This window comes from Nocardiopsis sediminis, from assembly GCF_042650565.1.
GTDB classification, from domain to species: Bacteria; Actinomycetota; Actinomycetes; order Streptosporangiales; family Streptosporangiaceae; genus Nocardiopsis_B; species Nocardiopsis_B sediminis.
Genome location: NZ_JBHSBH010000015.1, coordinates 805,491 through 825,748, shown reverse-complemented (window position 1 = coordinate 825,748; position 20,258 = coordinate 805,491). Strand labels below are relative to the sequence as shown.

Below are 20,258 nucleotides of genomic sequence, written 5' to 3'. Positions count from 1 at the left end.
GGGGTGGGCCCGGCGGCGGTGGCGGCGCGCGTCCCGGCGGTTTCGGCGGCGGCGGTGGCGCCCCGCGTCCGGGCGGCTTCGCCGGCCGGCCCGGTGGCGGCGGCCGCGGTCGCGGCGGCGGTACGGCGGGTGCCTTCGGGCGTCCCGGCGGCCGTCCCGGACGCCAGCGCAAGTCGAAGAAGCAGCGGCGCCAAGAGTTCAACGAGCTGGGCGCGCCGTCCTTCGGCGGCGTGAAGATCCCCAGCGGCAACAACCAGGTCATCCGGCTGTCCCGCGGCGCCTCGCTGTCGGACTTCGGCGACAAGATCGACGTCAACCCGGCGTCCCTGGTGCAGGTCATGATGCACCTGGGCGAGATGGTGACGGCCACGCAGTCGCTGCCCGACGAGACCCTTCAGCTCCTCGGCGAGGAACTGAAGTACGTCATCGAGGTCGTCAGCCCCGAGGACGAGGACCGCGAACTGCTGGAGTCCTTCTCCATCGAGTTCGGCGAGGACGCCGGCAACGACGAGGACCTGCGTCCCCGTCCGCCGGTGGTCACCGTCATGGGCCACGTCGACCACGGTAAGACGCGCCTGCTCGACACCATCCGCAACAGCAACGTCGTCAGCGGCGAGGCCGGCGGCATCACGCAGCACATCGGTGCCTACCAGGTGGCCACCGAGGTCGACGGTGAAGAGCGCAAGATCACCTTCATCGACACCCCGGGCCACGAGGCGTTCACCGCCATGCGTGCCCGCGGTGCCCAGGCCACCGACATCGCGGTGCTGGTGGTCGCGGCCGACGACGGCGTGAAGCCGCAGACGGCCGAGGCCATCGACCACGCCAAGGCGGCCAACGTGCCGATCGTCGTGGCGGTCAACAAGATCGACGTCGAGGGTGCCGACCCCGCGCGGGTCCGGGCCCAGCTCACCGAGTACGGCGTCGTGACCGAGGAGTACGGCGGCGACGTCCAGTTCGTCGACATCTCCGCCAAGCAGGGCATCAACATCGACTCCCTGCTGGAGGCGGTCGTCCTCACCTCGGACGCGGCGCTGGACCTGCGGGCCAACCCCGCTATGGAGGCGCAGGGCCTGGCGATCGAGGCCTACCTCGACCGCGGGCGCGGCTCCACGGCGACGGTCCTGGTGCAGCGCGGCACGCTGAACGTCGGCGACTCCATCGTCTGCGGCGACGCCTACGGGCGCGTCCGGGCGATGCTCGACGAGCACGGCGACAACGTGCTGACCGCTGAGCCGTCCCGCCCGGTCCAGGTCCTCGGCCTGACCAACGTGCCCAGCGCGGGCGACAACTTCCTGGTCGTCAAGGACGACCGGGTCGCCCGCCAGATCGCCCAGCAGCGCGAGGCGCGCGAGCGCTTCGCCCAGCAGGCGCGGTCGAGCCGCCGGGTCACGCTCGACAACTGGCAGAAGACCCTGGAGGAGGGGGAGCGCAACGAGCTGCTCCTGCTCATCAAGGGCGACATGTCCGGTTCCGTCGAGGCCTTGGAAGAGTCGCTGCTCAAGATCGACGCCGGCGGCGACGAGGTCGCCATCCGCGTCATCGGCCGCGGCGTCGGCGCGATCACGCAGAACGACATCAACCTGGCCTCCTCGGCCGATGCGATCATCATCGGGTTCAACGTCCGCCCCGAGGGCAAGAACAGCGAACTCGCCGACCGCATGGGCGTGGACATCCGCTACTACTCGGTCATCTACCAGGCCATCGACGAGGTCGAAGCGGCCGTCAAGGGGCTCCTCAAGCCGGTCTACGAGGAGGTCCAGCTCGGTTCCGCCGAGATCCGCGAGGTCTTCAAGGTGCCGCGGATCGGCAACATCGCCGGTTCGATCGTCCGCGACGGCATCATCCGCCGCAACGCCAAGGCACGGCTCATCCGCGAAGGGGTCGTCATCTCCGACAACCTCACCGTGGAGTCGCTGCGCCGGTTCAAGGACGACGCCACCGAGGTCCGCGACGGCTTCGAGTGCGGTATCGGAGTCGGGTACAACGACCTGCGCATCGAGGACGTCATCGAGACCTACGAGATGCGCGAGAAGCCGCGTGACTGACGCGCGCTGAACCCCGCGGCCCCCGGGCCCGGCATCCGCCGGGCCCGGGGATCCCGCAGGGCATATTCATGTCCCCTACGGCCCGGCTGCGCCGTTGAGCGGCCCCCACATTGACATCGAAATCGCGTAACACGGCGACTTGCACACGGGGTGAAGGCGTGTTCGTTGGCGCACTGACGCTCGACATCCTGCTCGGTGACGTCCGCTCCCTGAAACAGAAGCGTGCGGCCATCCGGCCGATCATCGCCGAGATCCAGCGCAAGCTCACCGTCTCGGTCGCCGAGACCGGCGGGCACGACCTGTACCGCCGGACCGAGATCGGCGTCGCCGTGGTGGCCTCCACGGCCGCCTACTGCTCGAAGGTGATGGACTCCTGCGAGCGGCTGGTCGCCGACCGGCCCGAGATCGAGCTGCTGTCCGCCAGGCAGCGGCTCTTCAGCCCAGAGGAAGATTGATACCCCATGGTCGACGCCGCACGCGCGCGCAAACTGGCCGACCGGATCCAGCGGATCGTGGCCGAGATGCTGGAACGCCGGATCAAGGACCCGCGTCTGGGCTTCGTCACCGTGACCGACGCGCGGCTCACCAACGACCTGCGCGACGCCACCGTCTTCTACACCGTGTTCGGCACCGACGAGGAGAAAGCGGGCACCGCCGCGGCGCTGGAGAGCGCTAAAGGGGTCATCCGCACCGAGGTCGGCCGCCAGACCGGGCTGCGCCACACGCCCAGCCTCACCTTCGAGAGCGACGACGTGCAGCGCAACGCCCAGCACATCGAGGAGCTGCTGGCCGAGGCCCGCCGCTCCGACGCCGAGGTCGCGCGCACCGCGACGGGCGCCCGCCACGCCGGCGACCCCGACCCCTACAAGGTGCCGCGCGAGTACGACGAAGACGACGAGTGACCGTCTGACCGTGCCCGATACCCCGGGGCGCGGGCGCCCGTGGTGGCGCCCGTCCCGGGGCACCCGTCCCACCCCCGTGCGAGGAACCCCCGGCCCATGACCGATAGCGGCGTCGTCATCGTCGACAAGCCCGCGGACTGGACGTCGCACGACGTCGTGGGGCGCGTCCGCCGCCTCGCCCGCACCCGCAGGGTGGGGCACGCGGGGACCCTCGACCCCATGGCAACGGGCGTGCTCGTCCTGGGCATCGAGAAGGGGACCAAGCTCCTCGGCCACCTAGCGCTGACGGAGAAGGTCTACGAGGCCACCATCCGCCTGGGGCTGACCACCACCACCGACGACGCCGAGGGCGAGCCGGGGGTGCGCGCCGACGCCGCCGCGGTCGGCGACGACGCCGTGCGCATCGGCACCGCCGCGCTCACCGGCACCATCCAGCAGATCCCCCCGCAGGTCAGCGCCATCAAGGTGAACGGGGTGCGGGCCTACAAGACCGCGCGCGCCGGGGGCGAGGTCGAGCTGAAGGCGCGCACCGTGACCGTCACGGAGTTCGCCATCGGCGGGATCCGGCGCACGGCCGACGCCGAGGGCACGCTGATCGACATCGACGCCCGCATCACCTGCTCCAGCGGCACCTACATCCGCGCGCTCGCCCGCGACCTGGGCGCGGCGCTGGGCGTGGGCGGCCACCTGACCGCACTGCGCCGCACCCGCGTGGGGCCCTACGACATCTCTCAGGCGCGGACGCTGGACCGGCTGGCCGAGGAGTTCATCACCGTGCCGCTGGACCGCGTCGTGGCCGAGGCGTTCCCCGTGCGCGTCCTCAGCGCCGACGAGGCCCGCAAGGTCGCCCACGGCAACCGCATCGCCCCGGGCGGGCTCGGCCCCGGCCCGATCGGGCTGTTCGGCCCCGACGGCGCCGTGGTGGCGCTCGCGGAGGAGCGGCCGGGGTACAGCAAGCCGACCGTCGTCTTCGCGCCGGCGGGGTGACGGCCTCTGGGTGGGTGACGTCACGGCGAGCCGACGAGCGTGCGGAGGCGGCGCCGCCCCTTGGCCGGAGGCCTGATTCGCGGGGCCGTTGGAGCGGAGCGAGGAGGCGAGCGTGACCCAAAGAACATGTCGCCACGTGTGGGGCCCGCAGGTCTCGGGTGCGACGGTAGTAGCGTTGTCCACAGGCCCGTAAAGCCGGGCGAACCGTGCTGAGAGGGGGCCGCCGAGTGCGTCGCTGGGACGGGCTGGAGGGGATTCCCCGCAACCCGGGCCGCTCGGTCGTGACCATCGGGGTCTTCGACGGCGTGCACCGGGGCCACCAGGGGGTGCTGCGGGCCGCCGTCGCGCGGGCCCGCGCCGCGGACCTGCCGGTGGTCGCCGTGACCTTCGAGCCGCACCCCGATTCCGTGGTGCGCGGCCGGCCCGCACCCGCCGTCCTCACCCCGCTCGACCGCCGGGTGGCGCTGCTGGGCGCCAACGGCGCCGACGCCGTGTGCGTGCTGCCGTTCACCGAGGAGCTGTCGCGGCTGCCGGCAGCGGAGTTCGTCCGCCAGGTGCTCGTGGAGCGGCTGAACGCGGCGGCCGTGGTGGTCGGTGCGGGCTTCCGGTTCGGCCACCGCGCCTCCGGCGACCTCCACGAACTGGAGGTGCTGGGGGAGAAGTACGACTTCGCCGTCGAGGGCGTGCCCCCGGTCGCCGACGATGGCACGGCGATCACCTCCACGCGCATCCGCGCGCTGATCGCCGGCGGCGACGTCGGCGCGGCAGCGGCTGCGCTGGGCCGCCCGCACCGGGTCGGCGGCGTGATCGTGCACGGGGCCGCCCGCGGGCGCGAGCTGCTCGGCTTCCCGACCGCCAACCTCGACCACCCGCCCGCCTCCGCCATCCCGGCCGACGGCGTCTACGCCGGATGGCTGCTGCACGCGGAACCGGCCCCGGGGACGGAACGGTACTGGCCGGCGGCGATCTCGGTGGGCACCAACCCCACCTTCGAGGGCAGCCCCCGCACCGTCGAGGCCTACGCGCTGGACCGCGACGACCTCGACCTCTATGACGCCCCCATGGCCATCGACTTCGTGCACCGCATCCGCGCGCAGGAGCGCTTCGACGGCATCGACGAGCTCATCGCGGCCATGGCGCGCGACGTGCGCCGCGCGGCGGAGCTGATGGGCGGCGCCGCCGGTCCGCCCGCACCGGTCGGATGACCTCGGTGTTTGCTGTAGTGTTGAGGTACAGCTGACGAAGCCTGCCCTGGGCATGGAGAACGCCTGGGCAGCACCGGTACCCCTGAGGCGGCGACTGCTCCTACGCGCGGTCGCCGCGCGCCTGCGCCACCTCATGGCCGGGTGACGTGCCGGGACCACCGCGTACAGGAAACGAAGGAGCGTCGTGTCCATCGACACCGCCACCAAAGAGAAGATCGTCGCCGAGTACTCCACCAAGGAGGGCGACACCGGCTCCCCCGACGTCCAGGTCGCGCTGCTGACGCACCGGATCACCGAGCTCACCGAGCACCTCAAGAGCCACAAGCACGACCACCACAGCCGCCGCGGGCTGCTGCTGATGGTCGGCCGTCGCCGCCGTCTTCTGAAGTACATCCAGAAGAAGGACATCAACCGTTACCGCCAGCTGATCCAGCGCCTCGGCTTGCGCCGCTGAGCGACGTGAAGCGAGGGAGTGGCCACGGCCACTCCCTTTCTTAGTAATGTGGAGGCGCCGACCCGCATCGTGGCCAGCACGATCGCTCGCCATGGTCAGGGTCGGCACAATCGAACACCGACCAGCGCTCCCGCGCTCGCACCTCGGCTGCCGCGCGTCGAGGCCGGTCTTCGGTAGTGGTCCCCGGCCCGCCCAGCAGGGCGCGCCGAGGGCTTCGATCGATGGCCGGCCGTCAGGGGCCGCCGGCGCCCGCAGGCTCACGCCGCGCGCCGGCCGCCCGGGACGACACTCGACGACGAACCATCCTCCGGGGCACGGCCGCGGGAACCGCGAAAACCGAACCGTGTAGTAGGAGGTCGCCCATGGAGGGCGCGTATTCCGCCGAAGCCGTTATCGACAACGGCAGCTTCGGCACCCGTACCATCCGCTTCGAGACCGGCCGGCTCGCCCGCCAGGCCGCCGGGTCCGCTGTCGCCTACCTCGACGGCGAGACCATGATCCTCTCGGCCACCACCGCCTCGAAGCGGCCCAAAGAGAACCTCGACTTCTTCCCGCTGACGGTCGACGTCGAGGAGCGCATGTACGCCGCGGGCCGCATCCCCGGCTCGTTCTTCCGCCGCGAGGGCCGTCCCTCCGAGGACGCCATCCTCACCTGCCGCCTGATCGACCGGCCGCTGCGTCCGTCGTTCAAGAGCGGGCTGCGCAACGAGATCCAGGTCGTCGAGACGATCATGTCGTTGCACCCCGACCACCTCTACGACGTCGTCGCCATCAACGCCGCCTCGATGTCCACCCAGCTCGCCGGGCTGCCCTTCTCCGGGCCCATCGGCGGCGTCCGGGTGGCGCTGATCGACGGCCAGTGGGTCGCGTTCCCCACCCACAGCGAGCTGGAGAACGCCACATTCGACATGGTGGTCGCCGGGCGCGTGCTCGACGACGGCGACGTCGCGATCATGATGGTCGAGGCCGAGTCCACGGTGCACACGCTCAAGCTGGTCGCCGACGGCGCTGTCGGCCCCAACGAGCAGAGCGTCGCCGAGGGCCTCGAAGCCGCCAAGCCGTTCATCAAGGTGCTCTGCAAGGCCCAGCAGGCGCTGGCCGACCAGGCCGCCAAGGAGACCGGCGAGTTCCCGATCTTCCTCGACTACGAGGACGACGCCTACGCGGCGGTCGACGGCGCGGTGCGCGAGCAGCTGGCGCAGGCGCTGACCATCGCCGACAAGCAGGACCGCGAGGCCGAGCTCGACCGCACCAAGGCGCTGGCCGTGGAGAAGCTGGCCGAGGGCTTCGAGGGCCGCGAGAAGGAGATCGGCGCCGCGTTCCGGTCGCTGACCAAGCAGCTCATGCGCGAGCGCGTGCTGCGCGACCAGGTCCGCATCGACGGCCGCGGCCCCAAGGACATCCGCCAGCTCGGCGCCGAGGTCGGCGTGCTCCCGCGGGTGCACGGCTCGGCTCTGTTCGAGCGCGGCGAGACCCAGATCCTGGGTGTCACCACGCTGAACATGCTGCGCATGGAGCAGATGGTCGACACGCTCAACCCCGAGCGCACCAAGCGCTACATGCACAACTACAACTTCCCGCCGTACTCCACCGGTGAGACCGGCCGCGTGGGCTCGCCCAAGCGGCGCGAGATCGGCCACGGCGCGCTCGCCGAGCGGGCGCTGCTGCCGGTGCTGCCCTCGCGCGAGGAGTTCCCCTACGCCATCCGGCAGGTGTCGGAGGCCGTCGGGTCCAACGGCTCCACCTCCATGGGGTCGGTCTGCGCCTCCACGATGTCGCTGATGTCGGCGGGCGTCCCGCTCAAGGAGATGGTGGCCGGCATCGCCATGGGCCTGATCAGCCAGGGCGACGAGTTCGTCACCCTGACCGACATCCTCGGCGCCGAGGACGCGTTCGGCGACATGGACTTCAAGGTCGCCGGTACCCGCGAGCTCATCACCGCTCTCCAGCTCGACACCAAGCTCGACGGCATCCCGGCGTCGCAGCTGGCCCAGGCGCTCCAGCAGGCGCGCGGCGCGCGCCTGGCGATCCTGGACGTCATGGCCGAGGCCATCGAGCGCCCGGCCGAGATGAGCCCGAACGCGCCGCGCATCCTCACGGTGAAGGTGCCCGTCGACAAGATCGGCGAGGTCATCGGCCCCAAGGGCAAGATGATCAACTCGATCCAGGACGACACCGGCGCCGACATCACGATCGAGGACGACGGCACGATCTACATCGGCGCCGTCGACGGCCCCTCCGCCGAGGCCGCGCGCGACACCATCAACAGCATCGCCAACCCGACCATGCCGGAGGTCGGCGACCGCTACCTGGGCACGGTCGTCAAGACCACCGCCTTCGGCGCGTTCGTCTCCCTGCTGCCGGGCAAGGACGGCCTGCTGCACATCTCGCAGATCCGCAAGCTGCACGGCGGCAAGCGGATCGAGAACCTGGACGATGTGATCAGCATCGGTGAGAAGATCCAGGTCGAGATCCGTGAGATCGACGACCGCGGCAAGCTCTCGCTGGTGCCGGTCGAGGTCGTCGAGGCCGAGGCCGCCGCGGCCGAGCCGGCCGGTGGCGAGGCGCCCGCCGAGGCGCCCGAGGCCGAGGGCGACAACGGGGGCGGTGGCGGCGAGCGCCGCCGCCGGCGCACCCGCGGCGCCCGGGGCGAGAACACCTGATCCGCCCCTGAGTGACACCGGACGGCCGTACCTGCGGGTGCGGCCGTCCGTCGTCTCCCCCTCGCCACCTCCGGGCGCCGGGTGGCCGTGCACCGTCCGATCGCATAGAAAGAGGACCATGAGTTCCGTCCCCACCGCCGCCGAACAGGACCCCGGCACCACCGTCACGCTCCTGGAGGCGGGTGACGGCTCGGGGCTGGTGCGGCGCACGGTGCTGCCGGGCGGCCTGCGGGTCGTCACCGAGGTGATGCCGGGCGTGCGGTCGGCGGCCTTCGGTATCACCGCCACGACCGGGTCCCGCGACGAGGACGTCCGCCACGCCGGGTCCGCCCACTTCCTGGAGCACCTGCTCTTCAAGGGCACCCGCACCCGCGACGCCATGGAGATCTCCGCCCTGCTCGACGGGGTGGGCGCCGACCACAACGCCTACACCACGCGCGAGCAGACCTCCTACTACGCCAAGGTGCTCGACCGCGACCTGCCGCTGGCGATCGACGTGATCGGCGACATGGTGGCCAATTCGGTGCTCGACCCCGCCGAGGTCGAGACCGAGCGCGGGGTGATCCTCGAAGAGATCGCGATGTACGAGGACGAGCCGAGCGACCTGGTCGACGACGTCTTCGCCGCGCACGTCTACGGCGATACCCCGCTGGGCCGGCCCATCCTGGGCACCAACGAGAGCATCGCGGCGCTGCCCCGGGACCGCATCTTCGAGCAGTACCGCGACGCCTACGTGCCCGGCCGGCTGATCGTGGCCGCCGCCGGCAACCTCGACCACGACACCGTGGTCGACCAGGTGCGCGAGGCGTTCGCCGAGCAGCTCGCCGCGGCCGGCGATGCCCGCCCGGTGCCGCCGCGGCTGGGCGGCGAGCCCGTCCCGATGTTCTCGGGGTCGACCCTGCTGTCGCGCGAGACCGAGCAGGCGCACCTCATCATGGGCTGCGAGGGCCTGAACCGCACCGACCCGCGCTGGTACGCCCTGCGCGTCCTGGGGTCGGCGCTGGGCGGCGGCATGTCGTCGCGGCTGTTCCAGGAGGTCCGGGAGAAGCGCGGGCTGGCCTACTCCGTGCACGCCTACCACAGCTCCTACGCCGACACCGGCGTCTTCCAGGTCTATGCGGGGTGCCTGCCCGACAAGATCGACGAGGTGCTGGGCGTCTGCCGTGACGAGCTCGCGAAGGCCGCCGCGCAGGGCCTGACCGGCGAAGAGCTGGTCCGGGCCAAGGGCCAGATCAAGGGGTCGTGGGTGCTGGGCGCCGAGGGCACCAACTCCCGCATGGGGCGGCTGGCCGTGCACGAACTGGGCTACCCGCGGCACTACTCGATCGACGACGACCTCGCGCTGTTCGACGCGGTCACCGCCGACGATGTGGCCGCCGTCGCGGCCGAGGTGCTGTCGCGCCCGCAGGCGCTGGCCGTGATCGGCCCCTACGACGAAGGGCGTGCGTTCTAAGGTCCACGACGGGACCGGGTGGCGCGTCCGCAGAGCCCCGCCGCCCGGCCCGGTTCAGACGGGGTCGTCGGCGGCGAGGGGCGCCGGGCCGACGTCGACCGCGGCGACCGTGTCCGGCCCGCCCTCCCCGCGAGGGGCCGGCGAGGGCGGGTCCTCCGAGCGCAGGGCCCGGGCCAGCCCCACGCACACGAGCACGAGCACCACCGCGAACGGCAGGCCGGTGACCCCGGTCGCCACCAGCTGGAGCGTCACGATGGGGTCGGCGGCGCTCGCGGGGCCCGCCGCCGACACGATGAGCACCGCGGCCACCAGCCCCTGGGCGAGCCCCCACAGCAGGCGCTGCGCCTTGACGGGGTGCGGGTCGCTGCCGTTGGTGAGCATGTCGACCACCAGCGATCCGGAGTCGGAGGAGGTCGCGAAGAAGAGCACCACCGCGGCGAGGACCAGCAGCGCCGCGAGGGTGAACAGGAGGCCGTCGCCGATCGGCAGGGCCTCCAGCAGCGCGAAGACCGCCTGGTCCTCGGGGCTGCCGGAGATCACCCCCGCGCCGCCGCCGTCGTAGTGGATGCCGGCCCAGCCGAACACCCCGAACCAGGCCACGGAGACGCCCGCGGGCGCCAGCAGCGCCCCGGCGATGAACTCGCGGACGGTGCGGCCGTAGGAGACCCGCGCCATGAACATCCCCACGAACGGCGACCAGCTGATCCACCAGCCCCAGTAGAAGAGGGTCCAGTGCGCCTGGTAGGCGAACCCCTCCTCGTTCGTGGCGGGGTCGGCGACCGCCAGGCTGGTCTCTGGCAGGTGCTGGAGGTAGTGGCCGGTGGAGTCGATCAGCCCGCTCAGGAGGTACTGGGTCGGCCCGGTGGCGAACACGAGCGCCAGCAGGGCCGCCGCCAGCGCCATGGCGGCCACCGACAGCGGGCGGATGCCCCGGTTGAGCCCGAGCGCCAGGCTGGCGACGGCGACGGCGGTGATGGCGCCGACGATGGCCAGCTGCGACCACCATTCGTTGGGCAGGCCGTAGAGGAACGCCAGGCCCGCGTTGATCTGGCGGGTGCCGATCCCCAGCGAGGTCGCCAGGCCGAAGACGGTGCAGAAGACGGCGAGGACGTCGACCAGGCTGCCCGGCCAGCCGTGGACGCGGTTGCCGATGAGCGGGTACAGCGCCGATGCGGGCCGCAGCGGCAGGCCCTTGCGGAAGCACAGGTAGCCCAGCGCGGCGCCGAGCGCGCTGTAGATCGCCCACGGGTGCAGTCCCCAGTGGAAGAACGTGGCGTTCATGGCTTCGGCGGCGGCCTGGCCGGAGAGCGGCGGCGGGTCACCGGCGGGATCGGGGCCGATGCCGCCGTAGTCCGGGTGCGCGGTGAGGTAGGCCGGCTCGTACACCCCGTAGTAGACCAGGCCGATCCCCATCCCCGCGGTGAAGAGCATGGCGAACCACGACCAGGTGCCGAACTCGGGCCGGGAGGTGTCGGGTCCCAGGCGCACGCGGCCGAACCGGCTGCACATGAGCCAGAGCGAGAAGCCCAGGATGAAGGTGGCGGAGACGATGTAGAACCAGCCCAGGTACCGCGTGATCCAGCCGAGGACGGCCCCGCCCGCGGCGCTCAGGCCGTCGGTGAACGCCGCACCGGCGACCAGGAACGCCAGGATCACGGCGAGGGAGGAGAAGAACACCGGGGGGTTGGTGTGCGCCTGGACGTAGGAGCTGAACCGAGAGATGGAGGTCTCCTTCCCTTCCCGGCGCCCGGCCCGCCGGATCCCGGGACCCGTCGCCCCCCGCCGCCCCGCCGGCGCAGACGTCCGCGGATCGATGTCGGTCTAAAACCCTATGTTCGATCTTCCCGCTCCCGTCCCGGATGCGGCCTTTGGTTATGGGATATTGATCCGTCCGGATCCGGCCACACGGTCCGCGACGGCGAAAGCCGCGCCCACCCCCGGTATCCCAGCGGGGGTGGGCGCGGCGCGTGTGCCCGGGCGCGGCCCGGGAGCGGCGGGAGGGGTCAGCCCCGGGCGGAGGCGGCCCCGCTCTGGTAGACCGCCACGTAGTCGACGACCATCGGCACCCCGGACTCGGTGGCGTCGGTGGGGGTCGGGGACCCCTGCACGCCATCGGGGAAGGCGCCGCCCATGGCGACGTTGAGCAGCAGGAAGTAGCCCGCGTGCGAGGTCATGTCCTGCCAGGTGGCGGCGTCCATGTCGGTCTCGCTGACGCTGTGGTACTGCTCGCCGTCGACGGTCCAGCGGAACTCCTCGGCGGAGCCGCTGCGGTCCCACTCGAAGGCGTAGGTGTGGAAGCCGGACTGGCAGGTGGATCCGGGGCAGGGGCGGCTGTCGCCGAGGCCGGTGGTCTCATTGCACGGGCCGCCGGGGTTCACCCCGCAGTGCAGCACGCCCCACACGGAGTCGATGCCGTTGACGTTCTCCATGATGTCGAACTCGCCGATGGCCGGCCAGTTCCAGTAGTCGCCCCGGTAGGGGGAGCCCAGGGCCCAGAAGGCCGGCCAGTAGCCGAGGGCGGCGTCGCCGGTCACGTTGGGCACCTGGAGCCGGCCCTCGATGCGCATGGACTCGCCGTCGGCGGGCTTGAAGTCGGCGCGCTGGGTCTCGATACGCCCTGAGGTCCACTGGCCGGAGGAGTCGCGGATGGGGGTGATGCGCAGGTTGCCTTCGCCGTCGAGGCTCAGGTTGGCGGGGTCGTCGGTGTAGGTCTGGGTCTCGCCGGTGCCCCAGTTCGGCGGTCCGCCGGGGTAGGAGGTGCCGGTGTCGATGATCCACTCGTCGGAGGGCAGGGAGCCGGCGGCGCCGTCGAAGTCATCGCTCCAGACCTCCTGCCAGCCTTCGGGCGGGGGCGGGACGGCGGCGTCGGCCGGGAGGACGGCCACCGTCGCGGCGACGACGGGGGCCAGGGCCGCCCCGAGGGCGGCGATGAGGGTGCGCGTGCGGCGGGGGGTGGGTCTGCGTTCGCGGGGGGTGTGCATGGTGACCTCGCACGGTCGTGGGGCGGGTGGGATCCGGGCTCTCCAGCGCGGGCACGGCCGGGACGCGCTCGATCTGCGCGTCCGTGGGGCGGCCGCCCCGGCTCCCCCTGTGAGAGAGCGCTCTCTTGCGGAGGAATATGGCACGGGGCACACTCTGGGTGCAAGACCGGTGACGCGGATTATTCCGGGCGCCATCGAATCGGAGGGGGCTGAGCGACATGAGACGACCGACCCTGGAGGCGGTCGCGGCGCGGGCCGGGGTGTCCCGGGCCACGGTCTCGCGCGTGGTCAACGGGGAGTCCACCGTGGGCCCCCGCATCCGGGAGGCCGTCCTGCGCGCGGTGAAGGAGCTGGGGTATGTGCCCAACTCCGCGGCCCGGAGCCTCGTCACCCAGCGGACCGACTCGATCGCGCTGGTGGTCTCGGAGGCGCCCACCCGGGTCTTCTCCGACGACCCGCTGTTCTCCCTGGTGGTGCGGACCGCCGGTGCGGAGCTGGAGCGCGCGGGCAAGCAGGTCGTGCTGATGATGGCCGGCTCCGCCGAAGCACAGGCGCGGGTGCAGGGCTATGTGGCCGGCGGGCACGTCGACGGGGTCATGTTCGTGTCCATGCACAGCAGCGACCCGCTCCCCGAGGCCATCCTGGGGCTGGGCGTGCCGGTGGTGTCCTACGGCCGCCCGGCGGTCGATGTGGACATCCCGCACGCCGACAACGACAACACGGGCGGGGCGCAGCGCGCGGTGCGCCACCTGCTCGGCGGCGGGCGGCGGCGGATCGCCACCATCGCCGGGCCGCAGGACATGATCGGCGGGCAGGACCGGCTGGCCGGCTACCACGCGGCCCTGGAGGGCTCCGGCCTGCGGCCGGCCGTCGAGGTGGGCGACTTCACCCGGGAGTCGGGGGCCGACGCCATGCGGCGGCTGCTGGCGAAGGACCCGCGGGTCGACGCGGTGTTCGCGGCCAACGACCTGATGGCGATCGGCGCGCTCCAGGCGCTGCGGCGGGCGGGGCGCGGCGTGCCCGGCGACGTCGCGGTGGTGGGGTTCGACGACATCGAGGCCGCGCGGTTCACCGACCCGCCGCTGACCACGGTCCGTGCGCCGATCGTGGAGCAGGCCGAGGCGATGGTCCGGCTGCTGCTCACCCCGGAGCCCGGCCGCGGGGGCGACCGGGTGGTCCTGCCCACCGAGCTGGTCGTCCGCGAGTCGGCCTGAACGCGGTGCCGGGGGAGCGGCCCTCAGCTGCCGGTGACGGCGCCCTCGCGCCAGTAACCGCAGAAGTAGACCCGGTCCTTGTCGAAGCCCCGCTCGCCGACCAGGTGCCGCCGCACCGACGTGGCCAGGCCCGATTCGCCGGCCACCCAGGCGTAGGGGGTGCCGTCGGGCAGGCCGTTGCCGCGCAGGTGCGCCAGCGCGGACGCCCCCGAGCCCGCCGACCGCTCCAGCCGGACGACGGTGGTGCGGTCGCGCTCGCGCAGCATGTCGGCGGCGTCGGGGTCGGTGGCCTCGAGGACCGCCACCGCGGGGGTGGCCGGATCGAGGTCGTCGAGGATGGCGCCGATGGCCGGCAGCGCGGTCTCGTCGCCGACGAGGAGCTGCCAGTCGGTGTCGGCCGGGGGCGCATAGCGGGCGCCGTCGCTGAGCAGCCCGATCCGGTCGCCGGGGCGGGCCCGTTCGGCCCAGGCGGATGCGGGGCCGCTGTCGCCGTGCAGGACGAAGTCGATGTCGAGTTCGCACGCGGCGCGGTCGAGCCTGCGGATCGTGTAGTTGCGGACGATCGGGCGGCGGTCGGCGGCCATGGCCTGGACCTCGGGCCACCACCGCTCGGTGGCGGGCAGGTCGAACCCGGCTCCGGGCCGCGGCGGCAGCAGCAGCCGCACGAGCTGGTCGGGGCCCTGGTGGTCGATCCACGCGAAGTCGGGGCTGTGCAGGGTCACCCGGGTCATGTGTCCGGTCAGCGGGGTGGTGGCGGCCACGGTGGCCGCCACCGCGCGGCGGTGCGGCGCGATCTTCGGGCGCTTGGTGTCCGGACTCATGACCTACTCGGTTTCGTCGGCGGCATTTCCTAAGGCTAGGCTTACCATACTGTGTTCGGCGGTGCGGTGCGACCCCGGCTCCACCCGGCATCGATGCCGGGTCGAAGGCCGAGGTGGGGGTGCTCTGCGGCGGGTCGAGCATCGACTGTTAGGTTAGCCTCGCCTATCTGTATCAACGGATCGAAACGGTGAGGTCGCAACCATGAACGCCCCTTCGGGACCGAACGCGCGCGGACGGGGCCGCCTCCGTGCGGCGGCGGGTGGCGTGTCCGCCCTCGTCGTACTGCTGACAGGGTGCGGCGGCGCCCCCGACCCCGCCCCGGAGGGCGCGGGCTGGACCTACACCGACGGCACGGGCGAGGAGATCTCCCTGCCCGAGCGCCCGGTCCGGGTGGTCGCGTACTCGGGCGTCGCCTCGGCGCTGTGGGACTACGGGTTCGAGGTCGTGGGGGTGTTCGGCCCCGTCGAGACCGCCGGGGGCGGGCGCGACCCGCAGATCGGCGACGTCGACCTCGACCGGGTCGACGTCATCAGCCAGACCTACGGCGAGATGAGCATCGAGGCGCTCGCCGCCGCCGAACCCGATCTGATCATCACCAAGGCATACGACGACCTCGACTGGTACCTCCCGGAGGGCGCGACCGACCAGATCGAGGCCGTGGCGCCCCTCCTGCGGGTCCAGATCAACGGGGTCTCGGCCGAACAGCAGCTCGCCGACCACCTCGACCTCGCCGTCGCGCTCGGTGCCGATCCCGAAAGCGACCGGGTGGCCGAGGCCCGCGACGACTTCGAAGCGGCTCTGGCCGAACTCGACACCGCAACCGAGGCCCGGCCCGGCCTGCGGGTCGTGGCGGTGTCGGCGGCCCCCGACAACTTCTTCGTCGCCAACGCCGCCGCAGGCGGCGAGCTCGGCCTGTACGCCGACCACGGGGTGTCGCTGCCCGAGACCGGCGCCCCCGACACCGACCAGTTCGAGCAGCTGAGCTGGGAGGAAGCCGACACCTACCCCGCTGACCTGCTGCTCCAGGACGCCCGGCCCGGCCGGACCACCTTGGAGGAGCTGGCGGACGAGCCATTGTGGCGGGACCTGCCCGCGGTCGAGGCCGGGCAGGTCGGTGATTGGGCCACCGAGACCCCCTTCAGCTATGCCGACTACGCCGGGATCGTGCGCGCGCTCGCCTCAGACATCGAGGCGGCCGAACCGCTCGACCACTGAGATGGGGCCGGAGAGCGGGGGCGGCCACCGCAGCCCCGCTCCCCGGTGTTCAGAAGTGCCGCGCCGCCCGGCGGCGCTGCCGTGGTGCCCGCTCGGCCGAACCCCGGCCCGGGGCGCCGCGGTCCGTCCGTAACTCGCGCCGGTCGCGCCCGTCGTCCCTGCGGTGGGCGGGCGGCAGCGGGCGCGGGGTGCGGCGCGGCCAGGGCAGCAGGGACAGGGACCGGTCACGCGGGCGCAGCCGCCCCGACGCCCGGGCCCGCCGCGCGGCACCGGCGGCACGCGGCCGCGCCCCGCCGGAGGACACCGGGCGCAGCATCCCCGCGCTCACCCCGACCACGAACAGCAGCAGGGCGGGCAGGGCCAGGGCGGTGGCCAGCCCCGCCCGCCCGGCGATGGCGCCGATCGCGGCGGGGCCGATGAGCGGGCCGAGGTAGCAGATCGCCGAAACCGTGCAGACGTTGCGCGCCGCACGTGGCGGGTCGTGCTCGGCCGCGGCGGTGAACATGTGCGGCATGAGGCACGACAGCCCCGCCCCCATCAGCCCGAACCCGACGATCACCGGGCCCTGCGCGGGCGCCGCCAGCGCCAGGCACAGCCCGCCCGACCCGAGCAGGCCGCAGACGCGGACCACGTTCACGGCGCCGATCATCGCGGTCACCCGGTCGCCCACGAGCCGGCCCGCCGCCATCATGGCGGAGTAGGAGGCGTAGGTGGCGGCGCCGATGGTGGCCGAGCCTCCGGCCACCTCCCGCATGTACAAGGCGCTCCAGTCGGTCGCGGCGCCTTCGGCGAGCGTGCAGCACATCGCGAGCAGGCCCAGCAGCAGGATGCGCTTGGGGGGCACCACCCAGCGGCGCCCCGCGGGCGGCGCTGGCGGGGCGGCCGGCGCCGGTGCCCCCGGGGCGGCGGCCGCCCCGATCCCGCGCAGTTCCCGCCGGACCAGCAGGCAGGCGCAGACCAGGACCGCCGCCACGAGCTGGAACGAGGCGGAGGGGCTGAGCCCGATGCGCGCGCAGAGCATGCCCGTGACGGCCCCGGTGCAGCCGCCGATCGAGCAGGCGGCGTGGAAGGACGCCATGATGGGGCGCCCGAGCTCCTGCTGGAGCCGGGTGGCCAGCACGTTGATCGACACGTTGAGCAGCGCGTGGGTGGCGCCCAGCAGCAGCAGGGCGCACAGCAGCGCGGCGAACCCGGAGACGTGCCCGGGGCCGACGAGCAGGGCGCTGGCCGCCACCCCGGCGGGCGGGACCACCGCCCGTCCGCCGTACCTGTCCAGGAGCGGCCCGGCCACGCGCATCGCCATCAGCGCGCCGGACGCCAGGCCGAGCAGGGCGATGCTCAGCTCGCCCGCCGTCACCCCCGCCTGGTCCTTCACCTCCGGGATCCGCGACGCCCAGACGGCGATGACCATGCCGACGACGAAGAAGTAGACGCGCAGCGCTCCTCTGGCGCGCGCGGCCCGCCGGGTCGCGGTGAGCTGGGAACGGGGAGGCGGGAGGTGCATTTCCTGGTTTTCAGGCACGTTTCACCAACTGCTTCGAAAGAGGTTGTTCGCGACGTTGCTCGGCCGGTGGGACGGGCTTTAGGGGCGCGCTCCGTCCGCCGGTGCCTGCGCGGTGAAGGTGGGGGCGTGGAATTCCGGGGGTGGGGCGGGGGTCCCCGGGGGTCCGAACGTCGGAAAAGGTCGTCGGATTCGCGAAACCGGCTTCCCACGAGGCTACATACGGGTCGGGGGTCGCGGCGATAGTCAAAGGTAAACATTCCCCCATTGCAGTTCTTGGGTCGGTGGAAAATGGGGGAGATGTCGCGCGGTTTCCCGTTTTTTTCGCCGCGTGAATTGTCGATCGAATCCCCGTTGGTGGCGGTCCGAGGGAGCGCTTCTCCGTTCGCCCTATTTCGTGGCGGGATGTCGCACCGATTGCGCCCCGATATCGGGGCGGGGCTCGGTTCGCGCCCGTGGCCCGGTTCCGGCGGGGCGTCGGGCGGCGGTCGCGCGCGGGGCCGGTGCCCGCTCGGGCGGAGGAGGGGGCGGTCGCGATCGGGGCGGGCGGGGTGAGACGCAGCGCACATTCGCGCCCGTTGCGGATCGAGCAAGATCCATTAGAGTTCCGATATACCCATTTTCATACCTGAAAAGTAGGGTTTACATCGAGTGGAGAGGCGGGATCACGGACATGCCCCGGACAACGGTGGACGGCCACCGCACCGTCGGAGACTCCGGCCTCGTCGTCTCCGAGGTGGGCATCGGGGCGAGCACCTTCGGCCGGTCCGGCATGGCCGCGACCGACGCCGGCACGGTCGACCGGATCGTGGCCGCGGCGCTCGACCTCGGCGTCTCCTACTTCGACGTCGCCGACGCCTACGGCGACACCCCGGGGCTCAGCGAGACCCTGCTCGGCGACGCCCTGCGCGGGCGGCGCGACGAAGCCGTCATCGGCACCAAGTTCGGCATCGGACTCAACGGCGCCCTGGGCCCCGACTGGGGCGTGCGCGGCTCCCGCCGCTACATACGCAAGGCCGTGGAGGCGTCGCTGCGGCGGCTGCGGACCGACTGGATCGACCTGTACCAGATCCACGTGCCCGACCCCGCGACCCCCATCGAGGAGACCCTCTCGACGCTGGACGACCTGACCCGCGAAGGCAAGATCCGCTACGGCGGGAGCTCCAACTTCGCGGCGTGGCAGGTCGCCGACGCCCACCACGTGGCGCGGCGCAACGGGCTGCGGCCCTTCGTCTCCGCCACCGACGAGTACAGCCTGCTCTGGCGGGCGCCCGAGAAGGAGCTGCTGCCCGCCGTCAACGCCTACGGCCTCGGGTTCTTCCCCTACTTCCCCCTCCAGAACGGCCTGCTCACCGGCAAGTACGGACCGGGCCGCGCGCCCAGGGGCGCCAAGATCACCAACCTGAAGCGGCACCTGGTGGACAACGCGCCCTGGGACGCCCTGGAGCGGTACTCGCGCTTCGCCCGGGAGCGGGGCGTCACCGAAACACACCTCGCATTCGGCTGGCTGCTCGCCCGGCCCGGGGTCTCCAGCGTGATCGCGGGGGTGACCTCTCCCGAGCAGGTCGCGGCCAACCACGCCGCCGCCCGGTGGCGCCCCACACCGGGCGACCTCGCCGAGCTGGGCGAGCTGCTCCCAGGCGACCTCAGCGGAGCGCCCGGACGCGCCACCGGCGCCCTGCCCGATCCCGACCCGGACCAGGAGGCCCGTGATGCCTGACACCCCCCGCCGGCCCATCCCCATCGGCTACGAGCTCCCGGTCGCCGGCGCGGGCCGGGCCCGTGAATCGGCGGTGTCCGCCGCCCGGCGCGCCGAGGCCGGAGCGGTCGACTTCCTGCTCCTGGCCGACCGGCCCGCCACCGGCCCCGGGGCATCGGACCCGGGACCGCCCGCGGCCATCGTCACCGCCTCCTACCTGGCCACGCTCACGCGGCGCATCGGGCTGGTCGTCGCCGCGGCCCCCGCCTACCACGAACCGTTCAACCTGGCGCGGATGATCGCCTCCCTCGACCACATCAGCGGCGGGCGCGCCGGCTGGAGCGTCGCCACCGCACCCGACGAGCGCGCCGACGCCAACCACCGCCGCGAGGGCACCGACCCGGCCGCCGGCCGCGATGCCCGCACCGCCGAGTTCGTCCCCCTGGTCAAAGACCTCTGGGACACCTGGGAGGACGGGGCGTTCATCCGCGACAAGGCGTCGGGCGCGTTCGTCGACGGCGACCGGATCCACCCCCTGCACCACTCCGGGCCCGCCTTCCGGGTCCGCGGGCCGCTCAACCTCGCGCGCCCGCCCCAGGGGCACCCCGTTGTCCTGGCCCCGGCCGCGCCGCCCGGCAGCGGCGACGGGCCCTGGCACGAGGCCGACGCCGTGCTCATCGGCGCCCCCCCGGCCGGAGGGGCGCGCGCCGCAACCGCGCACGCGTCGTCCACCGGGCGCCCCCACGCCCCGCTGACCCTGGCCGCCATCACCCCCGTGGTCGCACCGACCCGAGACGAGGCGCGGGCGCTGCACGACGAGATCGGTGCGCCCGCCGGAGACGGCGACCGTGCCGTGGTGGCCGGCGACCCGGCCGACATCGCCGACCGCATCGAGGCCTGGGCCGACGCCGGCTCCGCCGACGGGTTCACCGTGCGGTTCACACCGCTGCCTGGCCAGCTCGCGGCCTTCACCGACCTGGTCCTGCCCGAGCTGCGGCGCCGCGGCCGGCTGCGCACCGCCTACGACGCCCCGACCCTGCGCGGCCACCTCGGCCTGGCCAGGCCGGGCAACCGCCTGGCGGCGCGCACGGCCGCCACCGCACAGAGGAGCTGA

General features: G+C 72.8%; 16 protein-coding genes. 12 read left to right on the top strand and 4 right to left on the bottom strand.

What is annotated here, in order from left to right:
* The 8 genes from infB to ACFOVU_RS26120 form a co-directional block, all read left to right on the top strand.
* Positions 1-2,048: translation initiation factor IF-2 (infB, locus tag ACFOVU_RS26155; protein WP_378537851.1), on the top strand; the 2,048-nt coding region annotated here is incomplete at its 5' end.
* A gap of 158 nt (positions 2,049-2,206) precedes the next feature.
* Positions 2,207-2,503 (top strand): DUF503 domain-containing protein, encoded by a 297-nt coding sequence (locus tag ACFOVU_RS26150; protein ID WP_378537850.1) that lies wholly within the window; start codon positions 2,207-2,209, stop codon positions 2,501-2,503.
* 6 nt (positions 2,504-2,509) lie between these two features.
* A complete protein-coding gene (gene rbfA / locus ACFOVU_RS26145; RefSeq protein WP_378537848.1) occupies positions 2,510-2,950 on the top strand; it encodes a 30S ribosome-binding factor RbfA in 441 nt (146 codons plus the stop codon).
* A gap of 96 nt (positions 2,951-3,046) precedes the next feature.
* On the top strand, positions 3,047-3,937 hold the full coding sequence (truB, locus tag ACFOVU_RS26140; RefSeq protein ID WP_378537847.1) for a tRNA pseudouridine(55) synthase TruB: 891 nt from the start codon (positions 3,047-3,049) through the stop codon (positions 3,935-3,937).
* 227 nt (positions 3,938-4,164) lie between these two features.
* Positions 4,165-5,142 (top strand): bifunctional riboflavin kinase/FAD synthetase, encoded by a 978-nt coding sequence (locus ACFOVU_RS26135; RefSeq protein ID WP_378537845.1) that lies wholly within the window; start codon positions 4,165-4,167, stop codon positions 5,140-5,142.
* A gap of 184 nt (positions 5,143-5,326) precedes the next feature.
* Positions 5,327-5,596 (top strand): 30S ribosomal protein S15, encoded by a 270-nt coding sequence (gene rpsO / locus ACFOVU_RS26130; protein ID WP_378537844.1) that lies wholly within the window; start codon positions 5,327-5,329, stop codon positions 5,594-5,596.
* Positions 5,597-5,958: 362 nt separating this feature from the next.
* Positions 5,959-8,259: a polyribonucleotide nucleotidyltransferase gene (locus ACFOVU_RS26125; RefSeq protein WP_378537842.1), complete on the top strand. Its 2,301-nt coding sequence runs from the start codon at positions 5,959-5,961 to the stop codon at positions 8,257-8,259.
* A gap of 118 nt (positions 8,260-8,377) precedes the next feature.
* Positions 8,378-9,712, top strand: coding sequence for a M16 family metallopeptidase (locus ACFOVU_RS26120; protein WP_378537841.1), 1,335 nt, complete (start codon positions 8,378-8,380; stop codon positions 9,710-9,712).
* A 54-nt stretch (positions 9,713-9,766) separates the two neighbouring features.
* On the opposite strand, the gene ACFOVU_RS26115 is transcribed toward ACFOVU_RS26120, so the two are convergent.
* On the bottom strand, positions 9,767-11,389 hold the full coding sequence (locus ACFOVU_RS26115) for a BCCT family transporter (protein ID WP_378537839.1): 1,623 nt from the start codon (positions 11,387-11,389) through the stop codon (positions 9,767-9,769).
* A 326-nt stretch (positions 11,390-11,715) separates the two neighbouring features.
* A complete protein-coding gene (locus ACFOVU_RS26110; RefSeq protein ID WP_378537837.1) occupies positions 11,716-12,693 on the bottom strand; it encodes a glycoside hydrolase family 16 protein in 978 nt (325 codons plus the stop codon).
* A 218-nt stretch (positions 12,694-12,911) separates the two neighbouring features.
* On the opposite strand from ACFOVU_RS26110, the gene ACFOVU_RS26105 reads away from it, so the two are divergent.
* Positions 12,912-13,907, top strand: coding sequence for a LacI family DNA-binding transcriptional regulator (locus tag ACFOVU_RS26105; RefSeq protein ID WP_378537835.1), 996 nt, complete (start codon positions 12,912-12,914; stop codon positions 13,905-13,907).
* Between the two features lie 23 nt (positions 13,908-13,930).
* Here the strand turns inward: ACFOVU_RS26105 and ACFOVU_RS26100 are convergent, their stop codons facing one another.
* Complete coding sequence (locus ACFOVU_RS26100) at positions 13,931-14,728, bottom strand: siderophore-interacting protein (RefSeq protein ID WP_378537834.1); 798 nt, start codon at positions 14,726-14,728, stop codon at positions 13,931-13,933.
* Between the two features lie 265 nt (positions 14,729-14,993).
* Here ACFOVU_RS26100 and ACFOVU_RS26095 point away from each other — a divergent pair, with 265 nt between their 5' ends.
* Entirely contained in the window at positions 14,994-15,944 is a 951-nt protein-coding gene (locus ACFOVU_RS26095; protein ID WP_378537833.1) for an ABC transporter substrate-binding protein, read from the top strand.
* A gap of 49 nt (positions 15,945-15,993) precedes the next feature.
* Here ACFOVU_RS26095 and ACFOVU_RS26090 read toward each other — a convergent pair whose 3' ends face one another.
* Complete coding sequence (locus tag ACFOVU_RS26090) at positions 15,994-17,466, bottom strand: MFS transporter (RefSeq protein WP_378537832.1); 1,473 nt, start codon at positions 17,464-17,466, stop codon at positions 15,994-15,996.
* Between the two features lie 652 nt (positions 17,467-18,118).
* Here ACFOVU_RS26090 and ACFOVU_RS26085 point away from each other — a divergent pair.
* Together ACFOVU_RS26085 and ACFOVU_RS26080 are read left to right on the top strand one after the other, a co-directional pair.
* Entirely contained in the window at positions 18,119-19,165 is a 1,047-nt protein-coding gene (locus ACFOVU_RS26085) for an aldo/keto reductase (protein WP_378537831.1), read from the top strand.
* Positions 19,158-20,258 carry an LLM class flavin-dependent oxidoreductase gene (locus ACFOVU_RS26080; protein WP_378537830.1) on the top strand — a complete coding sequence of 367 codons (1,101 nt, stop codon included), beginning with the start codon at positions 19,158-19,160 and terminating at the stop codon, positions 20,256-20,258. Before ACFOVU_RS26085 ends, ACFOVU_RS26080 begins: the two co-directional genes overlap by 8 nt.

Coding starts and splice junctions, on each gene's coding strand:
- ACFOVU_RS26125 (WP_378537842.1), top strand. CDS start 5,959: ATGGAGGGCGCGTATTCCGCCGAAGCCGTTATCGACAACGGCAGCTTC.
- ACFOVU_RS26080 (WP_378537830.1), top strand. CDS start 19,158: ATGCCTGACACCCCCCGCCGGCCCATCCCCATCGGCTACGAGCTCCCG.
- rbfA (WP_378537848.1), top strand. CDS start 2,510: ATGGTCGACGCCGCACGCGCGCGCAAACTGGCCGACCGGATCCAGCGG.
- ACFOVU_RS26100 (WP_378537834.1), bottom strand. CDS start 14,728: ATGAGTCCGGACACCAAGCGCCCGAAGATCGCGCCGCACCGCCGCGCG.
- ACFOVU_RS26105 (WP_378537835.1), top strand. CDS start 12,912: ATGAGACGACCGACCCTGGAGGCGGTCGCGGCGCGGGCCGGGGTGTCC.
- ACFOVU_RS26110 (WP_378537837.1), bottom strand. CDS start 12,693: ATGCACACCCCCCGCGAACGCAGACCCACCCCCCGCCGCACGCGCACC.
- truB (WP_378537847.1), top strand. CDS start 3,047: ATGACCGATAGCGGCGTCGTCATCGTCGACAAGCCCGCGGACTGGACG.
- ACFOVU_RS26120 (WP_378537841.1), top strand. CDS start 8,378: ATGAGTTCCGTCCCCACCGCCGCCGAACAGGACCCCGGCACCACCGTC.
- ACFOVU_RS26085 (WP_378537831.1), top strand. CDS start 18,119: ATGCCCCGGACAACGGTGGACGGCCACCGCACCGTCGGAGACTCCGGC.